Raw genomic sequence first — 21,680 nt, 5'->3', positions numbered from 1 at the left:
TGAAATCCTACATCGCCTCGCGCTTGAGCGTGCCGACGTAGGGCAGGTTCCGGTAGCGGCCCTGGTAGTCGAGCCCGTAGCCGATCACGAACTCGTCGCCGATCTCGAAGCCGACGTAGTCCGCCTCCACATCCACCGCCCTCTCGCGGTCCTTGGCAAGCAGCACGCCGGTCTTCACTTCCGCCGCGCCCGCTTCGGTCAACTTGTCGGCCACCGCGCGCAGCGTGCGGCCGGTGTCGAGGATGTCGTCGAGCACGAGCACCCGGCGTCCCTTCACCTCGGGCAGCTTGCGATCGAGAAAATCCACCTTGCCGGCACTCTCGGTGCCACCGTGATAGCTCGCCACGTTCAGGCACTCGATCTCCAGCATCCGGGGCAGCCTCCGGAGCAGGTCGGCCGCGAACACCAGCGCCCCCTTGAGCAGCACGATCACCACGATGACCTCGCCCGGGAAATCCTGGCGCACTTCCTTCGCCATCGCATCCAGGCGCTTCTCAATCACGTCCTCGGCGATCAGCACCCGCTCGACATCCGCCTCCATCAACGTTCCCTTTCGATGCGATAGATCTTCTCGCGCGGATCGTGGAGGTTCAAGCGGTCGCGGGCGTGGAGTTCAAGATACTCGGGATCATCCCGGAGCGCCTCGTAGCTTGCCTGCGCATCCTCCTTCACGGCAATGACAGCGCGTTCCCTCTCCTCGATGCGGGCGAGTTCCAGGCGCTTTTCATCGAGCTGCCGCTTCTGCGGCAGGGCCGAGGCCACCGCCAGCGCGCCCACCGACAGGCCGAACAGGCACAAGACCAGCCCGTTGAGCCCATGAATCGCCTTTGTCTGCGCACGCAGACGGGAAATCTTGGAGGAGGCTGGATGTGGTCGGGAAGCCATCGCTTGGCATTCCTTAACAAATCCAAAGAATTTCACGAGCCAAAATCTCCGCGATTCACGAGCATCGTTCGCGGGGAATTTTCCGCCTATCAAGGAATGCGCATCCTAACGGATTTCCCGCTTTGCAAAATACGCCGATCCTGCCTCTGTAAGGGTTGATTCAAGCACCTACCCCATGACCAAAGAAGCATTGATCTATTCGGTTCCCGTGTTCGGCGTCCTCGCCCTCGCCTTCACGTTCTGGAAGTCCTCCTGGGTTGGAAAACAAGACGCCGGCACCGACCGGATGAAAAAAATCGCCGCCGCAGTGCAGGAGGGTGCCATGGCCTTCCTCCGGGCCGAATACAAGGTGCTGGCGATCTTCGTGATCTGTGTCGCCATCCTGCTGATGATCGGCGGCTTCCGCAGCGAGCAGTCGCATCCGCTGGTCGCTCTCTCCTTCGTGGTCGGGGCCTTCTGTTCGGCACTCGCCGGCTTCATCGGCATGAAGGTGGCCACCAAAGCCAACGTCCGCACCACCCACGCCGCCCGCACCGGGCTCGGCCCGGCACTGGAGATCGCCTTCTCGGGAGGCGCGGTCATGGGCCTCGGCGTCGTCGGTCTTGGCGTGCTCGGCCTCGGCGGGCTGTTCGCCATCTTCTCGTCGGTCTTCGGCACCGACACCGCTGACAACGTCACCCAGGTGATGACCATCGTCACCGGCTTCTCCTTCGGCGCCTCCTCCATCGCCCTCTTCGCCCGTGTCGGCGGCGGCATCTACACCAAGGCCGCCGACGTCGGCGCCGACCTGGTCGGCAAGGTCGAGGCCGGCATTCCCGAGGACCACCCGCTCAATCCCGCCACCATCGCCGACAACGTTGGTGACAACGTTGGCGACGTCGCCGGCATGGGAGCCGACCTTTTCGAGTCCTACGTCGGGTCGATCATCGGCACCATGGTGCTCGGCGCGGTCTTCATCGGTGTGCCGGAAATGGCCGACAGCTTCGGCGGCCTCGCCCCGGTCCTGCTGCCCCTGGTCCTCGCCGGACTGGGCATCATCACCTCGATCGCCGGCACCTTCTTCGTCAAGGTGCGGGAAGGTGGCAGTCCGCAAACCGCCCTCAACATCGGCGAGTTCGGTTCGTCCATTGCCATGGTCATCATCACCTGGTTCGTGATCCAGGCGATGCTGCCTGACAGCTGGACGGTCGGCGAAATGACCTACACCGCCAACGGCACCTTCTTCGCGATCATCTTCGGTCTGGTTGCCGGTCTGGCGATCGGCAAGATCACCGAGCACTACACCGGCACCGGCACCAAGCCGGTCCGCTCAATCGTCGACCAGTCGGTCACCGGCTCGGCCACCAACATCATTGCCGGACTCGGGGTCGGCATGGTCTCGACCGCCCTGCCCATCCTCGTGCTGGCCGCCGGCATCCTCGGCGCCTATCACTTCGCCGGACTCTACGGGATCGCCATCGCCGCCGTCGGCATGCTTTCCAACACCGGCATCCAGCTCGCAGTCGACGCCTACGGGCCGATCTCCGACAACGCCGGCGGCATCGCCGAAATGGGCGAGTTGCCCAAGGAGGTCCGAGAGCGCACCGACAAACTCGACGCCGTCGGCAACACCACCGCCGCGATCGGCAAGGGCTTCGCGATCGGCTCCGCCGCGCTCACCGCGCTCGCGCTCTTCGCCGCCTTCAAGACCACCTGGGAGGTCGCCAACAAGGACGCCGTCACCGGCGAGAACGCCAAGCTGCTGATCGAGATCACCGACCCCAAGGTCATGGCCGCGCTGCTGGTCGGCGGCATGCTGCCCTTCCTCTTCTCCGCCCTCTCGATGGGTGCCGTGGGCCGCGCCGCCATGGCGATGATCCAGGAGGTCCGCCGCCAGTTCCGCACCATCCCCGAACTCGGGGCCGCGCTTGAAGCGATGAAGCGCAACGACGGCAAGGAAGTGAAGGAATGGAGCTCCGAGGACCAGAAGGTCTTCGAAGCCGCCGACGGCAAGGCCGAGTATGCCAAGTGCGTCGAGATCTCGACCACCTCCGCGATCAAGCAGATGGTCCGGCCCGGCCTGCTCGCGGTGCTTGCGCCGGTCGCCGTCGGCTTCGTCGGCGGTGCCGCCATGCTCGGCGGCCTGCTCGCAGGTGTCACCGTCTGCGGCGTGCTCATGGCCCTGTTCCAATCCAATGCCGGCGGCGCCTGGGACAATGCCAAGAAGATGATCGAGGAAGGCGTCACCATCGACGGCAAGGACTACGGCAAGGGATCGGATCCGCACAAGGCCGCCGTGGTCGGCGACACCGTCGGCGACCCCTTCAAGGACACCTCCGGCCCCTCACTGAACATCCTGCTCAAGCTGATGTCCGTGGTCGCCCTGGTGATCGCACCCTTCATCGGCTGATCCAAGCCGACCCTCTGTTTCCCAAGCGTGACCGTCATGAACGGTCACGCTTTTTTGGCGTCCTCCGCCGGTGACGATGAAATCTGGGTTGCCGCCGGAACCTACACCCCGGACCCCGGCGGGACCGACCAAGGCAAGAAGTTCCAACTCGCCAGCGGCGTCGCGATCTACGGAGGATTTGCCGGAACAGAGTCGACCCTCGGCGATCGCAATCCCGACCCGGCCACCAACGGAACCGTGCTCAGCGGCGACCTCCAAGGCGATGACGGAGCAAACTTCGCCAACCGGAGCGACAACAGCGCCCGTGTCGTCGATGGCACGGCGGTCGACACCACCGCCATTCTCGATGGCTTCACGATTCGGGGAGGCGAAGCCCCTGCCTCGGGGGGAGGCTTCGGGGGCAATGGCTCCCCCACCGTCACAGGTTGCCGTTTCCACGACAACCGGGCCGGAAACCGGGGAGGAGCCGTGGCCCTGCTCCCGGGCAGCGCGGCGGCATTCGTCGATTGCCAGTTCATCGACAACGAGGCCGGCTCCGACGGAGGAGCTGTCGATGCGGACACCTCCGATTCCCGCTTCGTCGGCTGCATTTTCGAGGGCAACCTCTCCGGTTCACTCGGCGGGGCTGTGAACAGCGCGGACTCGACGAACGTGTTCTCGCATTGCTCGTTCCGGGGCAACCGGGTGATTCCGGTCGACTTTTTTGCCAGCGGCAACGGCGGAGCCCTGCACATCCGGGGTTCGGAGATCCACATCATCCACAATTGCGAGTTCTCCGGAAACCGCGCCGTCGTCGGCGGAGCACTCTACATCCTGACCTCCAGTCCGGTCCTGACCAACGTCACCATCTCGGGCAACCACGCCTCGGACCTGGGCGGCGGGGTCTGCATGGGCCTCAGTGCTGCGGCGCCGTCGTTCACCAACTGCATCATTTGGAACAACTCAGCCGGCTCCCCCACGCCGCTGGTCGCCTCGATTGCCAAAGGCGGGGGCAGTCCCTCGTTTTCGCACTGCATCGTCCAGCACTCCGGAGGCAGCCTCATCTGGAACCCCAATACCGGGAGCAACGGCGGCGGGAACCTTGATCTCGACCCCGGCTTCACCACTCCACTCGACCCGCTCACCGCGCCGTCCACGGCGGGCGATTTCACTTTGGGCGCCGCCAGCCCCGCGATCAACGCGGGTCTCGACACCGCCGATCTGGACGGTGCCGGCGGTGGCAGCGACACCATCGCCACGGTCGCCGAAGACCTCGCCGGGCAGCCGCGACTCTCGGGCAGCGCGGTGGACATCGGAGCCTACGAAACCTTCGAAGAACCGACCGGAACCACCTTCGTCAGCCTCTTCCCGAATCTCGACCCGGCCGACGACGACAACCACAACGGACTGTCCAACTTCCTCGACTACGCTCTCGGAGCCAATCCAACCGCCCCGCATGATCCAGATGTCATGCCCTCGATCGTTCCCGGCACCCTGACCTTCGGCCACCGGGCCGACGCGGAAGACGTGGATCCGGTCTACAAGAAGTCCTCCACGCTCGGCGGATGGACCACCATGCAGCCCGGGATCGACTACGACATCATCTCCAGCCAAACCGCCGGGGGCCGGGTCGTGGTCACCCTGGAACTGCTGCTCGATCCGGTCGCGAACCCCCGGATGTTCTTCATCCAGGAATTCCCGGAGCCCTGACGGGAGGGGTCCGTCGCGGTCACCTCGAAGTGGCTGCATTCGCGCCTTGCCCCGCAGGGTGCGCGCTGGTTTTCTCCGGCCCGGCTTTGCCCGAGAAAATCATGGCCAACAAGGACCACACCGACCCCGAGCGCATGGAGAAGATCGTCTCCCTGTGCAAACGCCGCAGCTTCATCTTCCAATCCGGCGAACTCTACGGCGGCCTCAACGGCTGCTGGGACTACGGCCCGCTGGGCACCGAACTCAAGCGCAACCTCAAGGACTACTGGTGGCGGAAAACGGTTCAGGAGCGCGATGACGTCGTCGGCATGGACGGCTCTATCCTGACCATGCAGCAGGTCCTGAAATCGTCCGGCCACCTCGACGGCTTCAACGACCCGATGTGCGACTGCCTGCTCTCCAAGTCGCGCCTGCGCGCCGACCAGATTCCCGCCCAGGACGGCACCGTGGTCTGGTTCTCCGGTGCCCGTCTCGAATCGGCCGATCTCACCATCGACCGTCCCTTCGCCGTTCTGGTCGCTCCCGACAAGGATCCCGCCTCCGCGAAAAAGGTGGCCCGCCAGTTCTACGCGCAATTCATGCCCGACAAGAAGGTATCGCCCAAGGAACTCGAGATCACCGAGGACCGCCGCGAGGAAGTGACCGGCAGCACCTCCTTCAACCCGGAGAACGGCTCGCTTCTCACCGAGCCCCGCGACTTCAACCTGATGTTCAAGACGACCATGGGGGCCTCGGCCGACGAGAACGACCCCAACGCGACCGCCTACCTCCGCCCGGAAACCGCGCAGTCGATCTTCGTCCAGTACAAGAACATCCTCGACTCCAACCGCGTGAAGCTGCCCTTCGGCATCGCCCAGGTCGGCAAGTCCTTCCGCAACGAGATCAACCCGCGCAACTACACCTTCCGCAGCCGCGAGTTCGAGCAGATGGAGATCGAGTATTTCTGCCGCCCCGAGGACGGCCTGCGTCTCACCGACGAGTGGCTCGAAGCCCGCCTCACCTTCTACGAGGAGATCGGGATCCCCCGCGAGAAGCTCCACATCCTCGACGTTCCGGATGGCGAGCGTGCGTTCTACTCGGAGAAGACCTACGACATCGAATACGAGTTCCCCTTCGGCATCCAGGAGCTGGAAGGCGTCGCCTACCGCACCGACTACGATCTCGGCGTCCACCAGAAGGGTTCCGGCCGCCCACTCGAATACTTCGACGAGGAATCGAAGGAGAAATTCCTGCCCCACGTGGTCGAGCCGTCCGCCGGCTGCGACCGGACCGTGCTGGCGATGATCTGCGAGGCCTTCGACGAGGAGGAGATCACCAATGAGAAGGGCAAGACCGAGACCCGCACGGTGATGCGTTTCGCTCCCCGGATGGCACCGATCAAGGTCGGCATCTTCCCCCTGCTCAAGAAGAACGACGACCAGGTCCGCCTCTGCCGAGAGATCCAGAAGACCCTCCAGCCGTGGATGACGGTCTACTACGACGACGGCGGAGCCGTCGGTCGCCGCTACCGCCGCCAGGACGAGGTCGGGACGCCGTTCTGCATCACGGTCGACTTCGACACGATCGGTGAGAATGGCCCGGATCTCGAGGGCACCGTGACCGTTCGCCACCGCGACTCGATGGAGCAGGAACGCCTGCCCATCGATGGACTGCTGGCGTGGCTACTCGAACGGATTCGCTGAGCTTCACCGCTCAACCTTCGTCGGAGCCGCGGAAATGCTCCGGGAGTGGCGTGTCGATGGCTCGCTGGGACTCCCAGCGGGAAATGGCCCCGTCTCCATTGACATCATACGCCTTGATCGCGGCATCGATTTCCGCCTCGTCGATTCCGCCGATCCCGGATTCCCGAATGCCCTGGCTGATCTCCTCCTTGGTGAGCTTGCCGTCGGCATTGTAGTCGAAGCGGTCGAACTTCTCCTGAAGCGCCATCACTTTGCGATTCTGCGCCACCTCCGAATTGGGATCGGGTCCGGCGCAGGCTGCCATCAGCGGAAGCAGGGTCAGCAGATACTTCATCTTGCTGAAGTATTGCCGCCGGAGCGTCTGCGGACAAGCTCCGAAACACGCCCTCAATCGGAGGGCGATCAAGCTAGGGAGAAGATCAGGACCATGACGCTGTTTGGGGACCAGGATGGATCGGATCAATAGGATAACTTCATGAAAAGTCCTTTCCCATTCGAATGGATGCACTCTCAAAGTGGCTTTCTTGGTTCAGAGGCCCAAAATCATATCCATCCCATTCATCATGGTCCTGATTTCTCCCCTCAATTTTCGACTCCATTCCTAGCTTGATCGCCCTGCCCTCAATCGGACCTTGGTCGCCCGGCAGGGTTCGGCTTGGATTCCGGGCATGCGCCTCCGAATCCTTGCGGCTGGAAAGCCCGCGCTTTCCTATGCCGCCGCCGGCATCGCCGAGTATCTCAAGCGTCTCAAGCGCTATGGCGGCTGCGAGTTGGTCGAGCTGAAGGCCGGCGATTCCGAGAGCGTTTCCAAGGCCCTTCTCGCCCGGTCCGAAGGGGATCTCCGGATCGCGCTCGACGAACGCGGCGAAGCCCTGACCACCCGACAATGGAGTGAGCGCCTTGAAGCGCTTGAGATGCGGGGCGAGATCAAGCGGGTCTCATTCCTCATCGGCGCGGCCGACGGTCACACGGAAGGCCTCCGCCAAGAGGCGGACGCCGTCTGGCAGCTCTCCCGGCTGACCCTGCAGCACGAGCTCGCCCTGGTCGTGCTGCTTGAGCAACTCTACCGGGTCGCTAGCTTCAGACGCGGCGAACCGTATCATCGATGACATTGGAGCTGGCGCGCCACAACTCCCCGAGCGTCGCCGGATCGGAAACGATACCTTGTGCCCATCCGACCCGCTCCAATGCGGGACGAGGGCGTCCCGCCTCCTAGCGCCGCAGCTGCTGGTTCGGCAAGGCACCGAACTGTCCGGCACCCTGTCCGGCAACCGGACGATTGTGGGGCAACTGGCTGGAAGCGGACGGCGGCTTCGTCGGCTGGGGATCGAGATCCGGATCCGTCGTGCACGAAACGAAGGGCATGCCGAGCGAGGCGATGGCGAGGGCGACGAGTAAACGCATGGAGGAAACATAGAAAGACCTCCGCGGCAATCAAGCGCACGGAGGCCAAAAATATTCGCTCGTCGCGATCCTCAGTTCGCCAGCGGCTTGACCAGCATCACGCGGTCGCCGGGCTGGAGCACGACTCCGGGTGCCACCGTGTCGAAATCGATTTCGGCGATCGTCTGGCTTTGCTCGATGCTGGAAGGCTTGACCTCGGCAATCACCCGGCCGGCACGCTTGACGATCAGGTTGGTCTGGGGCTCGAAACCGGTGCTGCGACCGGCACCGATCACGACGAAGCCCCAGTCGGAATCGACGGCGGTGATCACCGACTCGCGGGCATTGCTGCGGATCCGCGCGTCACGCTCCGCCTTGCGCTCGCCGAGGCGGGCGATCTCCGCACGGTTCTTGGCGATGGTGCTCTCGGCGCCCTCGATATTGGTCTCAAGCTCCGCAATCTCGGCGGTCAGCACCTTCTTCCGGTCTTCGAGAGTCTTCATGTTCCGCTCAATCGAATCCATATCGACATCCCCGTCGAAGCCCAGCTCCACAAACACCTTTTTCAACTCCGCCAGCGCCGCTTCGGTCTGCTTGATCTTCTCGTCCTTCACCTCAAGATCCGCCTCGATTTCGCTCAGTTCGCGTCGAAGCTCGCGCTCCTTGGATTCGAGGCTGGCGATGCTCTGCTCGACTTCGGCCCGGGCCTTTTGAGCCTCGGTCAACCGGTCCTCCTCGTCACTCAGTTCCTTCTCCGTCTTGCTGATCTGAGCGTTGACGGAACGGTTTTTCTCAATCCGGTCCTTCTTGAAGGCCACCTGGTCCTCAAGTTTTCCGCGATTTTGGACTGAGAAAACAGCAGCAGTCACGATCACGATCAGCGACAGAATGTAAAAAAGGATTTTCATTAGCTTAGACTAAAAAATAGATCGGCAGACGCTTCAGAAATCGAAATCGAGGTCTTCCTCGAGGGGGGAGTCCGGTTCCCCGGCATCAGGGGCCGCCGGCGCGGGATCGGGATCGAGAAGGGGCTGGTCCGGCGGCTCCGCGGCCGCGGGATCCGGTGCCTTTTCCTCCTCAACAGCGGCCGGCACGACCCGGTCGCCTGCCATCAGCGTGACGTCGTCCGCCATCGAATCCGGAATGATGTCCGCCGAGGAGCGGCTCGACTCGACCGAGCGGACCCGAAGCTTGGCGATCACCTCCCCGCCACGGACCACATCGAGCGTCGAGTTGGTCACCACGCCGGAGTTGTTGCCCGCACTCAGGGTTACGAAACCCCAGGGACCGTAGATCGCGCTGATTCGTGCGCTGTCGAAAAAGGAGCGCTGGTTGGCGAAGGCGTCGTTCTGCTTGCGGTAGCTCTCGATGGTCGACTCCGTCGAGTTCTTGTTGGAAATCAGGTTGGCGAGCTTCGCCTCCTTGCCGGCCTTGTCATCTTCGAGCCCCGTGATCTCCGTCCGCATCCGGCGAATCTTGGGTTCAAGCTCCCTGATCGGGCCGAGTTCCTTGGTTTGATCTTCAATTTCCGCAATCCTCTCTGCTTTGTCGGCAGCATCCTGACGCTTGGCTGTGATGTCGCCCTGGAGCTTCTCATTGCCCGACTTGCGCTCGGACTCGACCTCCTGCTTGGCCACGGTGTCCTCCTCGACGCCGATGCGCTCTTGTTTGGTGTTGTCGCGATCCTTGCGGAGTTGCGCGAGGCGGTCGCGGCTCACGTCGAGATCTTTCTGGGCAGTCTGGCTGTCCTCGATTTCTTTCTCGTAAGCCTGCTGGTTCTTGAAGGCGACGTAGGCGGAAGCCAGCAGCAGGACGGCGGTGATGGCAGCGAAAATATTGGCCATGAGGTTTTTCTGAGGGATTTGCTCCTTCGGTTGAGGAAAACTAGGAATTTCAGCCCCGCCCGGGCAACCCTTAAATGAATCATCACAAACCCTGACTTTACAAAGAATGGACACCGCCCCATCGGTGCGCCGGCCGATGAACTCCGTCCTCCGCGTTTTCTCCTACCTTCGCCGCTACCCCGGGCTGGCGACGGCCCAGTTTTTCTGCGCCACCCTGATGGCGGTGTCGGTCATCGTTTTCCCGTCGGTCACGGGCTTCGTCATCGACAAGATCATCCCCGATCCGGCCCGCCACGCGGAGCTGATGTTCTGGGTGCTGGTCGGCCTCGGCAGCTTCTTCCTCAAGGACGGGCTGAACTGCGCCCGGATCTTCATCAACAACCACTTCGAGCAGAACGTCATCTACGACATCCGCTCGGACCTCTACCGCAAGATCCAGCGCCTGCCGCTGCCGTGGTTCGACTCCCGCCGCACCGGCGACATCATGACCCGGGTCGTCGAGGACGTGACCGCGATGGAGCGGGTGCTCATCGACGGCATCGAGCTGGGTCTCGTCGCGGGCATCCAGCTGCTTGCCGTGGGACTGGTGATGTATCTGACGGATTGGGAGGTCGCGCTCTGGGCGACGCTGCCCATCCCCATCCTGATCACCGGGGCCTGGGTTTACTCGAAGGACGCGCGCCACCGCCACAAGGCCGAGCGCAACGCAACTTCGGCTCTCAACTCGCTGCTCCACGACAACATCGCCGGCATCCGGCAGATCAAGTCCTACGCCGCGGAGGGCGAGGAGCACGCGAACTTCAACCGCCTCTCCGACAAGGTCCGCAAGGCCACCCTCCACCTCATGAAGTGGTGGGCGATCTACAACCCGAGCATGTCATTCGCGAGCATGCTCGGCTATGCGCTGGTCCTCGGATTCGGCGGCAAGGCGGTCATCGACGGCCGGATGGAGGCCGGCGAACTGGTGACCTTCTTCCTCCTCCTCGGGCTCTTCTACGAACCCGTCACCAAGCTCCGCCAGCTCAACCAGATGATCTTCTCGTCGCGCGCCGCCGGCGACCGCGTCTTCGAGATCATGGACTCGCCGGACGAACCCAACGCGTCCTCCGGCGAACGCCTTCCCGACCAAATCGAGGCGCACGTCCGCTTCGAAAAAGTGAGCTTTTCCTACGGCGACCAGCCGACCCTCCACGAGGTGGACATCGACGCGTCGCCGGGCAAGACCATCGCCCTGGTCGGCTCGACCGGTGCCGGCAAGTCCACGGTGCTCTCCCTGCTCAACCGCTTCTACGAGGTCGACGGCGGAAGGATCACCATCGACGGCACCGACATCGCCACGCTCTCCAAGGGCTCGCTGAGGGAGAAGCTGGGCTACGTCACCCAGGAGCCCTTCCTCTTCAACGGCACGGTGCGCGAAAACCTGCACCTGGCCCGGCGTGGGGCGAGCGAGGACGACATGTGGCGGGCACTCGAGGCGGCCCATGCGGCCGAGTTCGTGCGGAATCTTCCCAAGCAGCTCGACACCAATGTCGGCGAGCGCGGGGTGAAGCTCTCCGGAGGAGAAAAACAGCGGCTCTCCATCGCCCGCGCCTTGCTCAAGAACGCGCCCATCCTGCTGCTCGACGAGGCCACTGCCTCGGTTGATTCCGAGACCGAACGCCAGATCCAAGACGCCCTCGATGCCCTGATGGCCAACCGCACCGCCTTCGTCATCGCCCACCGCCTCTCGACCATCCAGAACGCCGACCGCATCTACGTGCTGGAACACGGCCGCGTGATCGAACAAGGCACCCACGACGATCTCCTCGCCCGGGAGGGGAAATACGCCGAGCTCTGCCGCAAATCCTTCCTCGACCAGCGACCGGCCGACGCCTCCATCGTGGTCGAATGATCTCCCGCCCCGAACCATGGCCAGCCACCCTTCATCATCGGGCATCCGCAAGCTCTGGCGCTGGATCAAGGTGCCGGTCATCCTCTACGGAGCCATGAGCCTCTTTGCCTGCACGGTGGCGGATCACGTGATCTTCCAGCCACCGCCGCCCAGCTACGCCGCCGATGCCGACGCCCTGATCCGGTTCGAAACCAGCGCCGGGGAATCGATTGCCGCCCTCCATTTCCCCGCCCCGCACGGGCGCCCCACCCTGCTCTACTCGCACGGCAACGCCGAGGACATCGGCCATTCGCTGCCCATCTACCGGGCCTTCGAGCAGGCGGGCCTGGGGGTGTTCGCCTACGACTACCCCGGCTACGGCCACTCGGAAGGACGTCCCGGCGAGGCCGCCTGCGAGCGGGCGATCGAAGCGGCCTGGAATCACCTCACCTCGGACCTCGGCGTCCAGCCAAGAGACGTCGTGATCGTCGGCCGCTCGGTCGGCAGCGGTCCCTCCGTCTGGCTCGACGCCCGCACCGAGCCCAGGGCCTTGGTGCTTCTCTCGCCCTTCAAGTCCGCCTTTGCCGTGATGGCTCCGGCCCATTTGATCTTTCCCGGAGACCGCTTCCCCAACAAGAAACGCCTCAAGGATTCGCAGACGCCGCTGCTGGTCATCCACGGCAAGTTCGACGGCGTGATTCCCACCTCCCACGGCCGGGCTCTGGTCGATGCCAGCGCTGCCGAAACCAAGAACTTCATCGAGATCTTCGGAGCCGGTCACAACACCCTGTTCCAGGAAGCCGGACCGGAAGTGGTCGAGGCGATCCGGGATTTCACCGTCGAAACCGCGGGGCCGCGCTGACCCCGGGCGGCCCGCCTCAGCGCAGCGCCCGCTTCCGGCCCGTGTCGTCCACGCTGACGTAGCTGACCAGCGTGCCGAAGATCGGCGAGGCACCGGGGTTGCGACGATCGAACACCTCGACCCGGTAGCTGACGGATGTGGTTCCCTCCCGCTCCCGCTCGCAGCGGATCGAAAGGATCGTCCCCTGCCGCACCGAGTGGTGGAACTCGACCTTGTCCATGCCCACGGTGACGAACTGGCAGTGCGGATAATCCAGCGAGGCCGCGATCCAGCTGGCCTCGTCGACCCAGGCCAGCAGCCGTCCGCCGAAAAGGAATCCGAGGTGGTTCAGATCCTCGGGCAGGACCAGGCGTTGCGTCTCCATTTCAGAAAAACTTGCGCCTCTTCTCCTTGTAGACCCTCGCATCGAGCGAGGCCTTTCCGGCACCGGCCACAATCAGTGCCACGCAGGCGAAAAGATACAGCAAGGCCGGTTCCTTCGCCCCCTGCGCCGGCAGGAAGAGCGGATTGTCACCCAGCACCTGGAACGCCGCCACCACCATCGCAAAGCCGAGGATGAAGGCCGCCGGACGGGTCGCCAAACCCAGCACCAACAGGGCGGCGCAGCCCAACTCGGCGCCGATCGTCGCGATCAGGCTCACCGGACTCGACATGTAGGAAAGCGGCCACACGGCCGGCACGGCCCAGTCGTCCTTGAGCTTTTCGAAGGCCACGACCTTCGGCCAGCCGTGCCCGATCGCCATCATCAGGCCGAAGCCCAGCCTCAGGAACAACAGGCCCGCCGACGCCACCGAGTCGCGCGTTCCACAGTCGAAAAGGAATTTCTTCATGTCTTCTTGCCGGGTTTGATCGTGATCCGCTTGAGCCGGTCATCACCCGCCGGCGAGACGCTGTGAACCTCCTCAACGTCGACCAGCGCATTGTGGACGATGCGCCGGTAGTAGGCATTGAGCGGCCGGACACGGAAGGGCTTGCCCGAGGCCTTGACCCTTTCCGCCAGCCCCCGGACCTCCTCGATCAGGTGGTCCTCCTGGATCGCCCGGTAGTGTTCGCAGTCGATCCTCACCCGCCTGGCCTTCGGGAAATGCTTCTTCAGGATCCGGTTCACCAGGTATTGCAGATCGTCGAGCCGCTCCCCGTCCTTGCCGATCAGGTGCCGGCTCTCGCTGGTGAGGATCTGCAGGCACGGACCGTCGTCGGTTTCCTGGATCTCGATCTTCACCGGGAAATCGAGATGCCCGAGCATGGTGTCGAGGATCTTCTTCGCCGCTTCCTCCGCTTTCATGGCCACACGCTAACAGTCGCTCCGCCCGGGTCAATGGCCGGACTCCCAATGAGACCCCAGTTCGACCGCATGGCTCGCCAAAACGCCCTTTTCCGCGCCGCTGAATTCGTAGGGCTCCACTTTCCCGATCCCGAGGGTCCCCAGCACCCGGCCGCCGTCGGCCGAAAACACCGGCACGGCAAGCGATCCCGAGACCTTGGTCTGGCGGGCGCCCTCCTTGGCCACCCCGCCGAGATCCTGCTGCAGGTTGCAAAGCTCCACCGGCTCCCGACTGGCCGCCGCGGCGCCGGCAATCCCTTTGCCGAAGGGGATCCGGGAAATCACCGGCATCAGGGCCTCGGGCACCCCGATCGAAGCCTGAAGCTCCAGCCACTCGCCATCCGCCGACCGGTGAATCGTGCCGGTCTGGCAACCGAACTCCGCCATCACGCTTCCCAACCATTCCTCCGAACCGATCTCTGCGCTCATGGCCGCAGTCTCGATTCGCCCGGGCGCGCTGGCAAAGCAGAAATCCGCCCCCGGCCCGGTCAGCCGATGGGGCACACTCGGACCTTGCCGGAACTCGGGCGGCTTCATTAGATCCTCCCGCCCGGAACTCATTCCCAACCCATGAACAGCATCGAAGTCATCCTCTTCATTGTCGCCGTCGTCGGCGTCGTCGGTCTCGGCATCTGGAAAAGCCGCGACGAGGTCCACGCCGAGGAAGCCGGCGCCACCGGATACTTCCTCGCCGGCCGTGGCCTGACCTGGTGGCTGGTCGGCTTCTCTCTCATCGCCGCCAACATTTCGACCGAGCAGTTCGTCGGGATGTCCGGGTCGTCGGCCAACTGGCTCGGCATGGCCATCGCCTCCTACGAATGGATGGCCGCCGTCACCCTCGTCTTCGTTGCCTTCTGGTTCCTGCCGCGCTTCCTCAAGGCCGGCCTCTACACGATTCCCGAGTTCCTCCAGTACCGCTTCGACGGCGTCGCCCGCCTCGCGATGGCCATCCCGGCGATCGTCACGCTGGTCTTCGTCACCACCTCCTCGGTCATCTTCTCCGGCGCCAAGTTCGTCTCGGAATACTACAACGACGTCCCGGTCATCAACAACCTCACCGCGATGTGCTGGCTCATCGCCGCCGTCGCCGCCATCTACGTCTTCGTCGGCGGTCTCAAGGCCTGCGCGTGGACCGACCTGGTCTGGGGTTCCGCGCTCATCCTCGGCGGCGCCGTGGTCCTTTTCTTCGCCATGAGCACCCTCGCCGAAACACCCGCCGAGGAGCTGATCCAGACCAAGGTCGCCAACTCCGACGCCACCGTGGCCGACCTCGAGAAGGCCGGCGCTTGGGAGCGCCTCAAGCTTCTCAATGACGGCGTCGACGGCGAGGCCGTCGCCGTCAACGGCCCCAACGGCTCGGGCGGCAAGATGCACATGGTCCGCCCCAAGGAGGACTCCGACATCCCGTGGACCGCGCTGCTCATCGGCCTGTGGATCCCCAACTTCTTCTACTGGGGCCTCAACCAGTACATCGTCCAGCGCACGCTCGGATCGAAATCCCTCGCCGAGGGCCAGAAGGGCATCGTCTTCGCCGCCTTCCTCAAGCTCATCGTCCCCTTCGTCGTCGTCATCCCCGGCATCCTCGCCTTCAACCTGTTCTCCGACGACCTCCAGTCCAGCGCGAGTGACAAGAACCTCGTGATCTTCGAGAAGGCCGAGGCCGGACAGGTCCTCCAGGTCAACGAAACCTTCGCCGAAAACAACCCCGACCTCGCCCTCAAGGTGCTGGCCCACAACGCCGGCGCGGCCGGGACCGAGGCCGGCAGTCCGGAAGGCCCGGGGGCGCTTACCGCCCGCATCAACGAACTCGCGGCCAAGGTCATCGATGCCGGTGGCAAGTCGGCCGGCAGTCTCGTCGGCCATGACTACGACGCCGCCTTCCCGGTGCTGGTGCGCAACCTGATCAAGCCCCTGCCCTGGATCTCCTGGTTCGTGCTCGCCGCGCTCTGCGGTGCGGTCATCAGCTCGCTGGCCTCGATGCTCAACTCGGCCTCGACCATTGCCACCATGGACCTCTTCGCCAAGTTCACCCACACCACCGACCAGGCCCTGCTGGTCAAGGTCGGGCGCTTCTTCGTCGTGCTCTTCGTCCTGCTCGCCGCGCTGGTCGCGCCCAAGCTCGACAACTTCGAGAGCATCTTCAAATACATCCAGGAATTCCAGGGCTTCATCTCGCCCGGCATCCTCGCGGTCTTCATCTTCGGCTTCTTCTCGCCGCGCACCCCGCGCTGGTTCGGCGTCGTCGGCATCGTCACCAACATCATCTGCTACGCCGGACTCAAGTGGCTCGTCGGCCCGTGGCTCACCAGCAGCGGTCTCTGGTATTCGCCCGAGATGGCCTTCCTCGACCGCATGGCGATCTGCTTCTTCATCGTCCTGCTCACCGGCCTCGTCATTACCCTCGCCAAGCCGATGCACAAGCCGGTCGAACTGCCGGTCAACGAGCAGATGGAACTGACCACCTCCCCCGGCGCCAAGATCGTGGGCGTGGCCATCGTGATTGCCACCATCGGACTCTACATCGCATTCTGGTGACCCGAACCCCGACGCCCGACGCCTCGACATGCCCCTTCAGATCAATCCTCCGCTCGCCGATCTCGCCGACGACGCCGTGGCGGCGCTGAAGTCGACCTTCGACCAGGACGCGACCGTCACGGCCGCCGCGCCGGGACGGGTCAACCTGATCGGCGAGCACATCGACTACTGCGACGGCTTCGTGATGCCCTTCGCGATCGATCGCTACATCGTGATCGCCGCGACCACCAACGACCTCTCCGTGGCGCGGGTCAGCTCCGGCGACGAGCCGCCCGTGAGCATCCCGCTCCGCGAACCGGCGACACCGGGGGAGCCGAAGTGGGCGAACTATTTCCGCGGTGTGATCCGCGGCTTCCAGGACCGGGGTCACACCATCCCGGGCTTCGACGCCACGGTGGTTTCCTCGGTACCCCTCGGTGCCGGGCTTTCCTCGTCGGCCGCGCTGGAGTGCGCCATCGCCACCCTGCTCGAGGGACTGCTCGACACCGTCCTCGACACCCGGGAAAAGGCGCTCCTGTGCCAGAAGGCGGAGCACGACTTCGCCGGTGTCCCGTGCGGGATCATGGACCAGTTCGCCTCCGCCTTCGGCCAAACCAACAAGCTGGTCCTCATCGACTGCCAGTCGGGCGAGCCGGACCTCGTTCCTTTTGAAAACCCGGATCTCACCGTGCTGATCGCCAACACCAAGGTCCACCACGAGTTGTCCGACGGCGGCTACGCGGCGCGGCGCAAGGCGACCGAAGACGGGCTGGCGATGCTCGGCAAGGACTCGTGGCGCGACGTCACTCTGGCGGATGTCGAGCAGGCGTGGGACCGCCTCGGCGACCCGGTGAACCGCCGTTCCCGCCACGTGGTCGGGGAAATCGCCCGCACCGTGGCAGCCGCAAAGGCCCTTGAGGGCAACGACTTCGAGGCCCTCGGACCGCTCATGTCGGCGAGCCACGACTCCCTTCGCGACGATTTCGAGGTCTCCTGCAAGGAACTCGACATCATGGTCGGGATCGCCCGGGCGATCGGACGGTCGGGCGGCGTCATCGGAGCACGGATGACCGGCGGTGGATTCGGCGGATCGACCGTCACGCTGTGTGAAAGCAGCCAGGCCGAGGCGATCGCCTCCACCCTTGCCGGCGAGTACGAGAAGGCGACGGGCATCGTCCCGGAGATTTTTGCCTCGCGGCCCTCACAAGGCGCCCACCTCATCTGAAGCGGTCTCCCGCCGCCCACCCAAGACGAGGGCCACCACGGCCGGCACCAGCACCAGCAGCGGTTCGATGCGGGGCGACGAGGCCAGGGACACGATCTGGCCCCCGTCGAAAGTCAGCCCGACCACTCCGAACGCCAGCAAGGCGAGTGGGGTGGCATCGAGGTTCGCTCGCTTCCATCCCGATGCCCCGGCGAGGCCGAGAAACGCCCCCAGCAGCAGCAACCCGGGAATGCCGCACCAGACGATCTGGCTGACCCATCCGGCATGCGGGTGATGGACGAACCAGCCGAGCACCGATTCCTCCAGCGCCGGAACCCTGCCCGTGCCGATCCACCAATCCGCTGCCTCGAGCCCGTCGAGATACACCCGCCAGATCTCGAAACGCCCCGTCGCTCCCCGCTCCACCAGATCGGGACCCGTGCCACCCCCGCTTCCGAGGACGAAGGTCACGAGAAATGCGGCGACTCCGGCCAGCGCCGCAACCACCTCGGGCAGCACCTGCCGCCGCCGCACGACGATCATCACCCCCAGTCCGGCGAGGGTGGCCAGCATCGCGCCCCTCGACTGGGTCGCCATCAGGGCAAAGGCGAGCAGAGCCAGCCCCCCACGGATCCACCACCGCCAGCGGGAGCCATCCCGCACGAGATCGAAGCCCGCCACCATCGAGAAGCCGGCCAGCAACCCGGTCAACACCGCGTTCAGGCCGATCGGGTAGATCAGCACGTTCCGCAGCCGGCCTTCGTCGAGGCCGAGATCCGAGAGCAGGTAGAACTCCACGAGCGCCCAGGCGGAAGTGGCGACCGCCGAGACGAAGATCGCCGCCCGACAGGCCTTCCATCCCCAGGAAACGCGAGCCACCGCCAGCACCGCCACCACCAGCAGCACGACCGCCAGCAAGTCCCGAAACCCTCCCGCCACGGGAACCCCGGCACCCGCCCGGATCACTCCGCAGCCGAGCTGCCACGCCAAAAGCAGTGCCAGCAACTGTTTCCAGCGCAGTCCTTCCCGCCCCCCGAGCAGGTCGATGTTGGCAAGCGCCAGCGGCGCCAACACCAGCCAGAATGCCGCCATGTGATAGAAACCGTCGTAGAAGAAATGAAAGCCCGCCAGCCAGACGATGCCGACCACCGCCAGTGCCTCGCGGCGGAGCTTCCAGATGGCATCCATGCCGCACTGTCCTAACGGCCCGGCACGTCCGGCACAAGTCCGCCGCCCCGGAAGTCTCAAAGCTTCACCCGGAAGAAGTCGCGCATCACCTGCCGGTACACCTCGCGCTTGAAGGACGGCAGCCATTTCAAGTCGAACTCCCCGGGCTGGATCCAGCGATGCGCCGCAAATTCCCGGGGACGCTGGTTGGTATCAATCTCCGCCGCCTTCTTGCGCAGCTTGCAGAGGAAATAAACCTGTTCCTGCCCCTGGCATCCGTGCTTGCGGACCTTCTTCCGCCGCACCTCCTCGGGATAGAGGTAGCGGTAGCCCGACTTCGACTCGATCACCTCGTAGTCCCTGGGACGCAGTCCGATCTCCTCGCGCACCTCCCGGTAAAGGGCCTCGGTCTCGCTCTCGCCGGGGTCCACCCCGCCCTGCGGAAACTGCCACGCGCCGGGCACCTGCCAACGCTCGCAGATCAACAGCGAGCCGTCGCGGCGCGTCATCAACGCCGCCACATTGGGTCGGAAACGAACCACGCGGCGAATGATCACCCGGGACACCGATTCCGACAATCCTTAAGTTTTCCTAAGCAAAAACCCGGACTGGCATTTTGAGGGCATCGGGTGTCCATTGGGACGTCATGAAAATGCTTCCCGGGATCATTTGCCTCACCCTGCTTCTCGCACCGGCCGGTCTCGCCCAGCAGGGCAACAACAACGGCAACAACCAGGACGAAAACGAGAACGTCCGCGACGCCACCAACGACAACCGGCGCTTCTGGGAAGCCAGCCTGGCCGGCGGACACTACATGGTCGCCCTCGACCGGATCTCCAACATCAGCATGCACGAATATGTGCTCGATGGCTCCCTCGTGGTCAACGAGGTCACGATCGACACCACCGGCCGCGCCCTCGCCCGGTTCTACTACATCCAGCCGGTCACCGACACGATGGGCGGCAACGAAGTCACCCGCGTCGTGGACAAGGGACGCCAGCTTCTGGAACGGGCCGGCCAGCGGGTCGGATCCGACGTCCACAACATGGCCCAAAAGAAATACCCCGAGACCACCCACGCCGGCACCATCGAGTACCGCATCCTCGACATCCGCGACCTCGATGCCCTCTACAACAGCCTGCGCAAGGCGTGGGAAAGCGGCAAGGGACGCAAGATCACCATCCAGTAACCCGCTTACTGCGGCTGGCGCGGCTCGGGTGCGGGCACCGGCTCCGGGGCGTCCTTGTCGTCGTCGTCGAAAAAGCCGAAGATTCCCTCGACGCCCCGCACCACCTCCTCGCCCCTGCGCAGGGTCTCGGTGGCATTGTCGATCACACTGCCCTCGCCATCGATCAGCGCCCGGCCGGAGTCGATCAGTCCGCGACCCTGGTCGATGAGACCGTTCTCGCCGGTCAGCTGCTCGATCACATCGGGATCGACCGCACGCTGAGTGAATTTCAGGACCCGCTCCCCGGTCTCCGGCAGCACTTCGAACATCCTCATGCCGGCCGCCATGATCAGCCTCTCGGTCAGGTCCTCCTTCGGGTCGTCGAGGGTTCCCGTGACGTGCAGCGACGTCCACAAGAGCCCCCGCTCCCCGGGCAGGAAGACCTTCGTCTCGGCCCCCGGAATGCGGGCCAGCGTCCCGGGCGTCAGTCCGATGCGAAACCGTCCGTCGATGCGGTCGTCCGCCTCCACCCGCAACCGTCCCTCGACCCTCATCAATCCCTCGCTGCCGATGCGGAGGTTCGACAGGGTCGTCGCCCCCGCCTCCCAGCGGAAGTCCGTCGAGGCCTCGCTCAAGGCAAGCCGGCGGAATCGCGGATTCCCCCCGTAGGCTCCGAGCGCATCGAGCACCGGGAGTCCGGTCAGCACCCCGTCCTTGAGCTGCAGCGTGCCGCTCACCGACGGCCCGTCGCGGCCTTCGATCACCGAGAAGTCCGTTTCGACCCCGCCCTCGACCCGCTGCCGCCAGTCTTCGGGAAGGATTTCGTTGGCACGGACGTCGATGATGCGGCCGTCGAAGGAATAGCCTGAGGAGGAAGCCTCGCCGGTCAGGTTGGCGTAACCGCGTTCGTAGAGACGGAAGTCCGAATGGATCAGGAACATCGCGCCATCCTGGTAGCGCATCTTCGCCTCACCCAGCCGCAGTTCCGGAACAATCGGCCACGGGAAATTGATCTGCCCGCCCCGGCCGACCGCTTCGTAGCTGCCCCGCGCCTGGCCAGGCGTCACCGTCCAGCGGGTGTCGTCGAACGCGATGTCCCCGTCCTTGAGACCGAGGCTCACCGACGAGTGGGGCACCTCAAGTTGGACGAGGCGAAAGTCGTTCGGGATCCACCGCTCATACCACGCCCGTTTCGCCACCGGGTCGGGGTCGGGTGCCGGAGGCGTGGGTTCGACGTCCGTTTTTCCTCCTCCCGTGAGATCGAAACGGGCCTCGATCTGGTTGATCCTCGCGTCGCGCAGCAGCACGACCTGCTCGCTCAACTGGCCGAGCCCGATGTCCATCGACAGCCCCCGCGCGTCGATGGACCCCACCACGCGGCCACCCGAGGCCGTCACCGATTGGCAGTCGACCACCGTCCCGTCCCACCGAAAGGTGCCGAACTCGGCCTTCGCTCCCAGTGCTTCGCCCACCTCGGCGGAGAGCATCCGGCGGAAGTCCTCGCTGTGGAGCCACGATTTCAGCCACAGGTAGCCACCACCCATCAAGACGGCCACGAGCACCATCAGGCCCACCAGCCCCCGGATCCACCAGGAGCCGCGGCCCACACGCTTGCCCCGGCGACGTCTCGCTCTGCGACTCATCCCGGTCAGCATGCCGCCGATTCCCCCCAGCCGCAAGCCGCTTGCACCCGCCCCCG

At 64.6% G+C, this 21,680-nt stretch carries 22 protein-coding genes; 9 read left to right on the top strand and 13 right to left on the bottom strand.

The window, feature by feature from the left end:
* Nucleotides 1-7: 7 nt before the first annotated feature.
* The gene (gene hpt, locus ACG2LG_RS00460) at nt 8-541 is read right to left on the bottom strand and encodes a hypoxanthine phosphoribosyltransferase (RefSeq protein ID WP_396255367.1); all 534 of its coding nucleotides are present in this window, start codon (nt 539-541) and stop codon (nt 8-10) included.
* A complete protein-coding gene (locus tag ACG2LG_RS00455) occupies nt 541-921 on the bottom strand; it encodes a septum formation initiator family protein (protein ID WP_396255366.1) in 381 nt (126 codons plus the stop codon). Before ACG2LG_RS00455 ends, hpt begins: the two co-directional genes overlap by 1 nt.
* 139 nt (nt 922-1,060) lie before the next feature.
* On the opposite strand from ACG2LG_RS00455, the gene ACG2LG_RS00450 reads away from it, so the two are divergent.
* The 3 genes from ACG2LG_RS00450 (at nt 1,061) to ACG2LG_RS00440 (ending at nt 6,645) form a co-directional block, all read left to right on the top strand.
* Entirely contained in the window at nt 1,061-3,274 is a 2,214-nt protein-coding gene (locus ACG2LG_RS00450) for a sodium-translocating pyrophosphatase (RefSeq protein WP_396255364.1), read from the top strand.
* Between the two features lie 36 nt (nt 3,275-3,310).
* The gene (locus tag ACG2LG_RS00445) at nt 3,311-4,963 is read left to right on the top strand and encodes a right-handed parallel beta-helix repeat-containing protein (RefSeq protein WP_396255362.1); all 1,653 of its coding nucleotides are present in this window, start codon (nt 3,311-3,313) and stop codon (nt 4,961-4,963) included.
* 101 nt (nt 4,964-5,064) lie between these two features.
* Nucleotides 5,065-6,645 carry a glycine--tRNA ligase gene (locus tag ACG2LG_RS00440; protein WP_396255361.1) on the top strand — a complete coding sequence of 527 codons (1,581 nt, stop codon included), beginning with the start codon at nt 5,065-5,067 and terminating at the stop codon, nt 6,643-6,645.
* A 10-nt stretch (nt 6,646-6,655) separates the two neighbouring features.
* Here ACG2LG_RS00440 and ACG2LG_RS00435 read toward each other — a convergent pair whose 3' ends face one another.
* Complete coding sequence (locus ACG2LG_RS00435) at nt 6,656-6,979, bottom strand: EF-hand domain-containing protein (protein WP_396255359.1); 324 nt, start codon at nt 6,977-6,979, stop codon at nt 6,656-6,658.
* A 334-nt stretch (nt 6,980-7,313) separates the two neighbouring features.
* Here ACG2LG_RS00435 and ACG2LG_RS00430 point away from each other — a divergent pair, with 334 nt between their 5' ends.
* Entirely contained in the window at nt 7,314-7,754 is a 441-nt protein-coding gene (locus tag ACG2LG_RS00430; protein WP_396255358.1) for a 23S rRNA (pseudouridine(1915)-N(3))-methyltransferase RlmH, read from the top strand.
* Between the two features lie 103 nt (nt 7,755-7,857).
* On the opposite strand, the gene ACG2LG_RS00425 is transcribed toward ACG2LG_RS00430, so the two are convergent.
* The 3 genes from ACG2LG_RS00425 to ACG2LG_RS00415 all read right to left on the bottom strand — a co-directional run bounded on the left by ACG2LG_RS00425 (nt 7,858) and on the right by ACG2LG_RS00415 (nt 9,872).
* Nucleotides 7,858-8,049 (bottom strand): hypothetical protein, encoded by a 192-nt coding sequence (locus tag ACG2LG_RS00425; RefSeq protein ID WP_396255357.1) that lies wholly within the window; start codon nt 8,047-8,049, stop codon nt 7,858-7,860.
* A gap of 71 nt (nt 8,050-8,120) precedes the next feature.
* Nucleotides 8,121-8,936, bottom strand: coding sequence for a hypothetical protein (locus tag ACG2LG_RS00420; RefSeq protein WP_396255355.1), 816 nt, complete (start codon nt 8,934-8,936; stop codon nt 8,121-8,123).
* A gap of 33 nt (nt 8,937-8,969) precedes the next feature.
* On the bottom strand, nt 8,970-9,872 hold the full coding sequence (locus ACG2LG_RS00415) for a hypothetical protein (protein ID WP_396255354.1): 903 nt from the start codon (nt 9,870-9,872) through the stop codon (nt 8,970-8,972).
* 136 nt (nt 9,873-10,008) lie between these two features.
* Between ACG2LG_RS00415 and ACG2LG_RS00410 the strand changes: the two genes are divergently transcribed.
* Together ACG2LG_RS00410 and ACG2LG_RS00405 are read left to right on the top strand one after the other, a co-directional pair.
* Entirely contained in the window at nt 10,009-11,763 is a 1,755-nt protein-coding gene (locus tag ACG2LG_RS00410; RefSeq protein WP_396255352.1) for an ABC transporter ATP-binding protein, read from the top strand.
* A 16-nt stretch (nt 11,764-11,779) separates the two neighbouring features.
* Complete coding sequence (locus ACG2LG_RS00405) at nt 11,780-12,604, top strand: alpha/beta hydrolase (protein ID WP_396255350.1); 825 nt, start codon at nt 11,780-11,782, stop codon at nt 12,602-12,604.
* Between the two features lie 16 nt (nt 12,605-12,620).
* Here the strand turns inward: ACG2LG_RS00405 and ACG2LG_RS00400 are convergent, their stop codons facing one another.
* The 4 genes from ACG2LG_RS00400 to ACG2LG_RS00385 are packed head-to-tail and all read right to left on the bottom strand — an operon-like array spanning nt 12,621 to nt 14,357.
* Complete coding sequence (locus ACG2LG_RS00400; RefSeq protein ID WP_396255348.1) at nt 12,621-12,968, bottom strand: acyl-CoA thioesterase; 348 nt, start codon at nt 12,966-12,968, stop codon at nt 12,621-12,623.
* Nucleotide 12,969: 1 nt separating this feature from the next.
* Entirely contained in the window at nt 12,970-13,434 is a 465-nt protein-coding gene (locus tag ACG2LG_RS00395) for a DoxX family protein (protein WP_396255347.1), read from the bottom strand.
* Nucleotides 13,431-13,889 carry a protein jag gene (locus ACG2LG_RS00390; protein ID WP_396255345.1) on the bottom strand — a complete coding sequence of 153 codons (459 nt, stop codon included), beginning with the start codon at nt 13,887-13,889 and terminating at the stop codon, nt 13,431-13,433. The genes ACG2LG_RS00395 and ACG2LG_RS00390 overlap by 4 nt, the downstream gene beginning before the upstream one ends.
* Before the next feature lie 30 nt (nt 13,890-13,919).
* Nucleotides 13,920-14,357: a GAF domain-containing protein gene (locus tag ACG2LG_RS00385; protein WP_396255344.1), complete on the bottom strand. Its 438-nt coding sequence runs from the start codon at nt 14,355-14,357 to the stop codon at nt 13,920-13,922.
* Nucleotides 14,358-14,498: 141 nt separating this feature from the next.
* Between ACG2LG_RS00385 and ACG2LG_RS00380 the strand changes: the two genes are divergently transcribed.
* Together ACG2LG_RS00380 and galK are read left to right on the top strand one after the other, a co-directional pair.
* Entirely contained in the window at nt 14,499-16,463 is a 1,965-nt protein-coding gene (locus ACG2LG_RS00380; RefSeq protein WP_396255342.1) for a sodium/solute symporter, read from the top strand.
* Nucleotides 16,464-16,491: 28 nt separating this feature from the next.
* Nucleotides 16,492-17,667, top strand: coding sequence for a galactokinase (gene galK, locus ACG2LG_RS00375; RefSeq protein ID WP_396255340.1), 1,176 nt, complete (start codon nt 16,492-16,494; stop codon nt 17,665-17,667).
* Here galK and ACG2LG_RS00370 read toward each other — a convergent pair.
* Both ACG2LG_RS00370 and ACG2LG_RS00365 read right to left on the bottom strand, forming a co-directional pair.
* The gene (locus tag ACG2LG_RS00370; protein WP_396255338.1) at nt 17,644-18,834 is read right to left on the bottom strand and encodes an O-antigen ligase family protein; all 1,191 of its coding nucleotides are present in this window, start codon (nt 18,832-18,834) and stop codon (nt 17,644-17,646) included. The two genes, galK and ACG2LG_RS00370, sit on opposite strands and share 24 nt — an antisense overlap.
* A gap of 56 nt (nt 18,835-18,890) precedes the next feature.
* Nucleotides 18,891-19,355: an NUDIX domain-containing protein gene (locus ACG2LG_RS00365; RefSeq protein ID WP_396255336.1), complete on the bottom strand. Its 465-nt coding sequence runs from the start codon at nt 19,353-19,355 to the stop codon at nt 18,891-18,893.
* Between the two features lie 104 nt (nt 19,356-19,459).
* Here ACG2LG_RS00365 and ACG2LG_RS00360 point away from each other — a divergent pair, with 104 nt between their 5' ends.
* Nucleotides 19,460-20,002 carry a hypothetical protein gene (locus ACG2LG_RS00360; protein WP_396255334.1) on the top strand — a complete coding sequence of 181 codons (543 nt, stop codon included), beginning with the start codon at nt 19,460-19,462 and terminating at the stop codon, nt 20,000-20,002.
* Nucleotides 20,003-20,007: 5 nt separating this feature from the next.
* Here the strand turns inward: ACG2LG_RS00360 and ACG2LG_RS00355 are convergent, their stop codons facing one another.
* Nucleotides 20,008-21,624 carry a hypothetical protein gene (locus ACG2LG_RS00355; protein WP_396255332.1) on the bottom strand — a complete coding sequence of 539 codons (1,617 nt, stop codon included), beginning with the start codon at nt 21,622-21,624 and terminating at the stop codon, nt 20,008-20,010.
* Between the last annotated feature and the right edge of the window lie 56 nt (nt 21,625-21,680).

This window comes from Haloferula sp. A504, assembly GCF_044385805.1.
GTDB lineage: Bacteria > Verrucomicrobiota > Verrucomicrobiia > Verrucomicrobiales > Akkermansiaceae > Haloferula.
This window is presented reverse-complemented; position numbering and strand designations above follow the sequence as displayed.